Origin of the sequence: Novosphingobium rosa NBRC 15208, from assembly GCF_001598555.1 — a bacterium.
GTDB classification, from domain to species: domain Bacteria; phylum Pseudomonadota; class Alphaproteobacteria; order Sphingomonadales; family Sphingomonadaceae; genus Novosphingobium; species Novosphingobium rosa.
On record NZ_BCZE01000143.1, the window covers coordinates 1 to 7022 of the forward strand.

Below are 7022 nucleotides of genomic sequence, written 5' to 3' on the forward strand. Positions count from 1 at the left end.
TGGGGGAGAGGGCTGGTGCCGCTTACGAAAATGCGCTTTTGCGCATTTCCAAACAGGCTTTCAGGCGCTCGGCATATCCGTAGTAATTCCTAGGGAATAATTCGGAAGAGCCGCAGCGCCTTGCAGGGGAAATACCGGCCAATAGGTGAACATTCGCCTAACCAAACCAACACCTCTCATTAAGCTTTCCAAAAGCCTCTAAGCCTTTCTAAAACTTTATGCTCTAGGCGCCTGAGCCTGGCCTCACCGAGGCGAGAGCGATCAGGTTGATAGCGGGGCACAGGTTCAGGGCGTGACGATCAGCGGACAAAACGCCCGGCCTCAACCGGCATCGAGCTTGACGCCAGCCCGGCCTCAGCCCGGCATGCTCCGGCTGATCCTGATCGCCTGGGCGCTGATGGCCGCGCTGCTAATGCTGGCCGATCTCTCCAGCATCGCCAGCCAGCGCTTCCCCGACCCCGACGACACGCTGCGCCTGCTGGAGGTGCGCGACTGGCTGGGCGGCCAGGGCTGGTTCGATCTGCACCAGCACCGCATCGATCCGCATGATGGCGGCGTGGCCATGCATTGGTCGCGGCTGGTCGACCTGCCGTTGGCCGGGATGATTCTGCTGCTGCGTCCACTGCTGGGCCCATCGCTGGCCGAACAGGTGACGATGGTGGCCGTGCCGCTGCTCACGCTTCTGGTGGTGGTGGCCGCGACGGTGCGGCTGAGCTGGACATGGCTGGGCCTGCGCGCCGCGGCGCTCTCCTGCCTGCTGCTGCTGCTTTCAGGGCCACTGATCGCGCAAATCCAGCCCCGGCGCATCGACCATCACGGCTGGCAGGTGGCCATGGCGCTGGTGGCGATCAACGGGCTGATGATGCGCAACCCAAGGCGCATCGGTCATTGGGGCGGCTGGCTGGCGGGCCTTTCGCTGGCCATCGGACTGACGATCTCGCTGGAGAGCCTGCCCGTGGCGGCGGGCTTCGCGCTGGCCGGGGGCTGGCGCTGGCTGCGGGGCGGGCCGGAGCGGCTGTGGCTGGCGCATTACATGGCCGCTCTGGCCACCGGCACGCTGGCGCTTTTCGCGGCGACACGCGGCGCCACCGACCTTGCCATGCATTGCGACCAGATCTCGCCCGTCCATCTGGCGGTGTTTGTCTGGGGCGCTCTGGCGCTGACGGCGCTGGGCCGCGCGAAACAATGGCCGCTGTGGGCCATGTTGAGCGCTCTGGGGCTGACGGGCGGCGTGGCGCTGGCGCTGTATGGCGGTCTGGCGCCGCAATGCCGCCATGGCGCCTTCGATATGCTGACCCCGCGCCTGCAGGTGCTGTGGTACAACAACATCCACGAAGGCCTGCCGATCTGGCGGCAGGGCCTGTCCGATGTGGTGCAGACGCTGGTGACGCCGGGCGTGGCGCTGCTGGCGGCCCTGCGCCTCGCCCTGCGCGCGCCGCGCGGCGACCGTGCTTTCTGGAGCGATTACGCGCTGGTGCTGGCGGCATCGATCGCGGTGGCGCTGCTGCTGCAACGCGCCTCCGCGCTGGCCTTTGCGCTGGCCGCCATCCCGCTGGGCAACGCGCTGATCGACGGCTTCCACGCTTCCCGCCGCCAACCGACCACGGCGAGGCGGGTCGGCGGCCTGCTGCTGCTGGTTCTGGTGGTGGAGCCCACCATGCCCCTTACCCTGTGGTCCACGCTGCGCCCCGCGCCGCAAACGAGCGCCAGGACCGAGCCGGAGATCCACGACATCAACGCCTGCCGTATCGCCGATGCTCAGGCCCTGATCCATGCGCCGCGCGGGCTGGTGATGGCCCCGCTGGATATCGGCCCGGCGCTGCTGCTCGCGGCCCCGCAATCCGTGCTGGCCACCGCCCATCATCGCGGAGCGCGGGCGATGGACGCCACGCTGGACGCCTTCACCACCTCCGATGCCGCGGCCCGCGCCATCGTGAAACGCGAGGGCGTGACCTATATCGCCCTCTGCCCGCCCATGCCGGAGCCGCATATCTATGCCGACGTTGCACCGCATGGTCTGGCCGCGCATCTGATGGCCGGGAAAGCGCCTGCCTGGCTCACCCCCATGCCCAGCCCGCCGCCGCTGCGGCTGTGGCGGGTGGTGGAGTAAACGCGCTTTTCGGCGCGGCCAACAGCATGGGCGGTGACGAGCGCCTGTGCCCGGCGTGGCCGGGGCGCTTGAACGCTGGCTGTCTCGCGCATTCCAAACCCGTTCAGTTGACAAGGCGCAGACAGCCCTTGCCGCCTCGATCGCACCGGTCGGCGAAGATGTTCAGGGACCGGAACGCTCGGGCGTTTGACTGTCAGGAGGATGTATGAAATTCGCCATCGCCACTCTCGCTGTTGCTGCCAGCCTGATGACTGTCGGCGTCGCCAACGCCCAGCCCGGGCAGTGGCGCCCCGGACCGTGGAACCCCGGCGCCTTCTGGCGCGGCGCTCCGGACAATCCCTATGAGCGCCTCCATTTCCTGCGCGAGCGTGTCGGCAACGGGTTGCGTGACGGCAGCCTCGACCGCCGTGAGGCCGCGCGCGTCAGCCGCGAACTCGATGGCGTGGATCAGTGGATCCGCCGCATGCATTGGGAAGACGCCGGTCGCCTGACGCCCGGCCAGCGCGCTCAGGTTCAGGCCCGCCTCGACGGGATCAGCCGCCAGATCCACTGGATGCGCCGCAACGGCTAAACGCCGCCCCTCCTTCCCGCCGGTGATGCACCGGCAGGAAGGGTTCGGGCTGGCCTGCCAAGGCAGGCCGAGTCATTGTTGACATCGATGTCAAAACCGGACACATCTTCCCCATACATGCCATGAGCGCGTGAACAGGGATGAGATGGATGGTGGTACACTGCAGCCTGACCGCAAGCGCAACGCTGGCGGCTCCGACGATGTTCAGCCCCCGCGCGGTGGCCGCCTGATGTCCCCTGACATGACAGCAACGCGCCAGCTGGTGATCGTGGGCGGCGGCACGGCAGGCTGGATGACGGCCGCCTCGCTGGCTCAGGCCCTGCCGCGTGGCAGCTGGGCCATCACGCTGGTCGAATCCCCCGAAATCGGCATCATCGGCGTGGGAGAAGGCAGCTTTCCCACCCTGCGCAACACCATCGCCCGGCTGGGCCAGGGCCTGCCCGGCGGCGACGAGCGCAGCTTCATGCGCGCCGCGCGCGCCACCTTCAAACAGGGGGTGCGCTTTGTCGGCTGGGCGGGCAAGGCCACGCCGGGCTCGAACGCCGACGATTACTTCCACCCCTTCGACCTGCCGCGCGACAATTTCGACGAGCGCCTGCTGCCCTATTGGCTGGACAGCGGGGTCGATCCACGCCGTCCGTCATGGGCCGGGTCGATCTCGGTGCAGGAGGCGGTGATCCACGCGGGCCGCGCCCCGAAACGGGCGCAGGATCCGGATTTCGCCGGGCCGCTCAACTATGCCTATCACTTCGACGCCACCTCTCTGGCGACATGGCTGCGCCAGATGGCCCAGGCGCGCGGGGTACGGCGGATCGAAACCACCATCGCCTCGGCCCGGCTGACCGAGGAAGGCCAGATCGCCGCGATCCTGCCCAGGGACGGCGGCCCGGAAATCACTGGCGATTTCTTCATCGACTGCTCCGGCCTGGCCTCCATGCTGATCGGCGAGACGCTGGGATCGCCCTTCGTGCCGGTGGGCGATGTGCTGCTCAATGATCGCGCCGTGGCGATGCAGATCCCCGATGCCGAGCCCGGCCAGTCCATCGCGCCCTATACGCAGGCCACGGCGCATGATGCCGGCTGGATCTGGGACATCGCCCTGCCCGACCGGCGCGGCACCGGCTGCGTCTATTCCAGCGCCCATATGTCCGACGACGAGGCCGAGGCGACCATCCGCCGCTATGCCGGAGCTGCGGGGGAAAAGCTTTCCACCCGCCGCCTGCAGTTCCGCACCGGCTATCGCGCCAGGCAATGGATCGGCAATTGCGCCGCCGTGGGGCTGGCCGCCGGTTTCTTCGAGCCACTGGAATCCACCGGCATCATGCTGATCGAGGTGGCCGCTCATCTGCTGGGCCAGATGCTGGCGGTGCCCTCCGACCCCGGCGTGATGGCCGCCAGCGCGCGCTGCTTCAACCGCACGATGGAGGCGCGTTTCGCCGCGATCACCGATTTCCTGAAGCTGCATTACTGCATCAGCCATCGCCGCGACACACCCTATTGGCGCGACAACACCGACCCTGCCAGCTGGAGCGAAACCCTGCGCGACCGGATCGAGCAATGGCGCCACCGCGTGCCCTCACGCTTCGATTTCGTGGTGGATCATGAGAGCTTCCTGCCGCCCAGTTGGGGCTACATCCTGAACGGCATGGGCTTCGAGACCCAGGCCGGGCGCGGCGCCATCGATGCCGATCCCGCCGCGGCCGGCAAGGTGCTGGCGGCGGTAGCGACGCTGCACCGTGGCGCGCCGCAAGCCATCGCCGCTTTGCCGGATCACCGGGCGCTGATTGATCAGATTCATGGCGCTCGCTGAAGAGAAGCTTATGGACGCCTTAACAGGCGAGGCCATGGAAACAGCGCCCCTCATTGTAGCAGGAACGCGCCAAAAACAAAGAGCTTGGCGCTTCCGCCAAGCCCTTGAAATCCATGGTGAGCCCTGCTGGATTCGAACCAGCGACCTACTGATTAAAAGTCAGTTGCTCTACCGACTGAGCTAAGGGCCCCACCGGGTGCCGGACCGGTCTACACCGCCATCGGCACCTAAGTTGCGATGGCGTCCCTAGGGATACGCGCTCGCGCGGTCAAGCGGCTGTGAAGATGTCTGGGGGTAAAACCCGTCAACGGATCGCGCCAGCCCGCAGCAATCGCCATCGTCGGCGCCAGCACGAAGCCTCGCTCCCGATAAGCCGGGTGAGGCACGTGCAGAGCCTTTCGGCTCGCTCCACCCGAGAGCCAGCGCCCCCCTTCCCACAACACGATGTCCAGATCCAGCACGCGTGAACCCCAGCGCCGCGCACGCTTGCGCCCAAAAGCGGCCTCGATCTCCTGCAGCAGGCCCAGCATCGCCACCGGCTCCAGCGTGGAACGCACCAGCGCCGCACCATTGGCGTAACGGCGCAAGCTAGGGCCAATCGGAGCGCTGTCGATCACCGGCGCCATATCCAGCACCGTCACCCCGGCCTCACGCAAAGCCAGCATCGCCGCTGCCAGCACAGCGCGCGGTCCACCATAACGATGGTGCCGCTGATTCGACCCCAGCGCGATCAGGTAAAGCCAGCCCCCGGCAGGCGCCTCAGATATCCTCAACGAGGCGGCCATAAAGCTGCGGGCGGCGGTCGCGGAAAAAGCCCATCCCTGCCCTATGCATCGCCGCGCGGCTCAGGTCCAAAGTGGCGGTCAGCACGCCGACATCCTCGCGGCCGTAATCGCCCAGCAGATCGCCCCATTCGTCGCTGATGAAGCTGTGGCCATAGAAGGTCTGGACGGTGTTCTCGCCCTCCACGCCGATGCGGTTGCTGGCCACCACCGGCATGCAGTTGCTCACCGCATGGCCGATCATCGCGCGGCGCCACATGCGGCTGGTGTCCAGATTGGCGTCATAGGGCTCGCTGCCGATGGCGGTGGGGTAGAACAGCACCTCGGCGCCCAGCAGAGCCATCGCCCGCGCGCATTCGGGATACCACTGGTCCCAGCAGACGCCCACGCCGATGCGCGCGCCGAAAACGTCCCACACCTTGAAGCCGGTGTTGCCGGGGCGGAAATAGTACTTTTCCTCATAGCCCGGACCATCGGGGATATGGCTCTTGCGATAGGTGCCCATAATCTCGCCATCGGGGTCGATCATCGCCAGCGTGTTGTAATAGTGATGCCCGTCGCGCTCGAAAAAGCTGGTGGGGATCGCCACACCCAGCCCCTTGGCCAGCTTCTGCATCGCCAGCACGCTGGGATGCTCCGTGGTGGGCTTGGCCAGAGCGAACAGCGCCTCATCCTCCACCGTGCAGAAATAGGGGCTGCTGAACAGCTCGGGCGGCAGGATCACCTGGGCACCCTCTTTCGCGGCCTGCTCCACCAGCGCGGAGACGGCGGCAATGCTTGCCTGCTCATCCCAACCAGCCAGCGGGAGTTGCAGGGCAGCGACGGAAAGCGTGCGAGTCTGAGTCATGGCCCGTCTCCTATGCCCCCTCTGTTACAAAGTCTATCGCGGGCCGCCTGCACTTAGCGCCCTCTTGCGAAACCGCCCCGTCATCGCCACTTGAACGCAGCCCCCCAAAGGAGATTCCCCCATGGCCGACACTGCCACCCTTCCCCAAGCCATCGTCGCCGGCGGCTGCTTCTGGTGCACCGAGGCCGTGTTCCGCATGTGCGCCGGGGTGGAAAACGTGGAGAGCGGCTATATCGGCGGCGCTGTACCCAACCCCACCTACAAGCAGGTGTGCAGCGGCGCCACCGGCCACGCCGAAGCCATCCGCATCACCTATGATCCCAGCGTCCTGTCCTACGGCGATCTGCTGGATGTGTTCATGGCCACCCATGACCCGACGCAGCTCAACCGCCAGGGCGGCGATATCGGCACGCAGTACCGCTCGGCGATCTTCCCCCTGTCGGACGAGCAGCGCTCGGAGGCCTCTGCCGCGATCACGCGTTCGCAGGAAGACCACAAGCTGCCGATCGTCACCACCGTCGAAGGCCCCGCCGAGTGGTACGCTGCCGAGGACTACCACCAGGACTACTGGGACGGCGAAGGCCAGCGCAACCCCTACTGCATGGCCGTGATCCCTCCGAAGCTGGCCAAGCTGCGCAAGGGCTTTGCAGCGAAGGTGAAGGAAGGGGCTGAAGGTTAAAAGGACAATGCGAGGGCCATCGCCCTCGCGCTCCCTTTACTTGTCAGCGTTGCGCTTCGGGTTCAGCCAAACAGCAACGTCGCCGCGCCGCAGGCTTTGATATTACAAACTATCGCAAGGCGCCCGGGCTTTCTGCCTGCGGCGCCTTTCCGTTGCGCAGGTGGAGAGGCCGCGCGCCACGATGCGGCGCCACTGCCCTTTCGCCGGAAGACGTTATGGGAGC

6 protein-coding genes and 1 tRNA gene are annotated in these 7022 nt (G+C 66.7%); 4 read left to right on the forward strand and 3 right to left on the reverse strand.

The window, feature by feature from the left end; genetic code table 11:
• Window positions 1-364 precede the first annotated feature (364 nt).
• The 3 genes from SR3_RS29755 to SR3_RS29765 all read left to right on the forward strand — a co-directional run bounded on the left by SR3_RS29755 (window position 365) and on the right by SR3_RS29765 (window position 4491).
• Window positions 365-2110, forward strand: coding sequence for a hypothetical protein (locus SR3_RS29755; protein WP_068094899.1), 1746 nt, complete (start codon window positions 365-367; stop codon window positions 2108-2110).
• Between the two features lie 205 nt (window positions 2111-2315).
• Entirely contained in the window at window positions 2316-2681 is a 366-nt protein-coding gene (locus SR3_RS29760; protein ID WP_068094901.1) for a hypothetical protein, read from the forward strand.
• A gap of 145 nt (window positions 2682-2826) precedes the next feature.
• On the forward strand, window positions 2827-4491 hold the full coding sequence (locus tag SR3_RS29765; RefSeq protein WP_307564929.1) for a tryptophan halogenase family protein: 1665 nt from the start codon (window positions 2827-2829) through the stop codon (window positions 4489-4491).
• Between the two features lie 114 nt (window positions 4492-4605).
• On the opposite strand, the gene SR3_RS29770 is transcribed toward SR3_RS29765, so the two are convergent.
• The 3 genes from SR3_RS29770 to aguB all read right to left on the reverse strand — a co-directional run bounded on the left by SR3_RS29770 (window position 4606) and on the right by aguB (window position 6120).
• A tRNA-Lys gene (locus SR3_RS29770) sits at window positions 4606-4681 on the reverse strand.
• 37 nt (window positions 4682-4718) lie between these two features.
• Entirely contained in the window at window positions 4719-5264 is a 546-nt protein-coding gene (gene folK, locus SR3_RS29775) for a 2-amino-4-hydroxy-6-hydroxymethyldihydropteridine diphosphokinase (protein ID WP_307564931.1), read from the reverse strand.
• Window positions 5251-6120 (reverse strand): N-carbamoylputrescine amidase, encoded by an 870-nt coding sequence (aguB, locus tag SR3_RS29780; RefSeq protein ID WP_068094907.1) that lies wholly within the window; start codon window positions 6118-6120, stop codon window positions 5251-5253. Before aguB ends, folK begins: the two co-directional genes overlap by 14 nt.
• A gap of 121 nt (window positions 6121-6241) precedes the next feature.
• Between aguB and msrA the strand changes: the two genes are divergently transcribed.
• Window positions 6242-6799, forward strand: coding sequence for a peptide-methionine (S)-S-oxide reductase MsrA (msrA, locus tag SR3_RS29785; RefSeq protein WP_068094910.1), 558 nt, complete (start codon window positions 6242-6244; stop codon window positions 6797-6799).
• Window positions 6800-7022 lie beyond the last annotated feature (223 nt).

What these genes read in the sequence shown, in the direction of transcription:
- SR3_RS29755 (WP_068094899.1), top strand. Translation starts at nt 365, where the DNA reads ATGCTCCGGCTGATCCTGATCGCCTGGGCGCTGATGGCCGCGCTGCTA.
- SR3_RS29760 (WP_068094901.1), top strand. Translation starts at nt 2,316, where the DNA reads ATGAAATTCGCCATCGCCACTCTCGCTGTTGCTGCCAGCCTGATGACT.
- SR3_RS29765 (WP_307564929.1), top strand. Translation starts at nt 2,827, where the DNA reads ATGGATGGTGGTACACTGCAGCCTGACCGCAAGCGCAACGCTGGCGGC.
- aguB (WP_068094907.1), bottom strand. Translation starts at nt 6,120, where the DNA reads ATGACTCAGACTCGCACGCTTTCCGTCGCTGCCCTGCAACTCCCGCTG.
- msrA (WP_068094910.1), top strand. Translation starts at nt 6,242, where the DNA reads ATGGCCGACACTGCCACCCTTCCCCAAGCCATCGTCGCCGGCGGCTGC.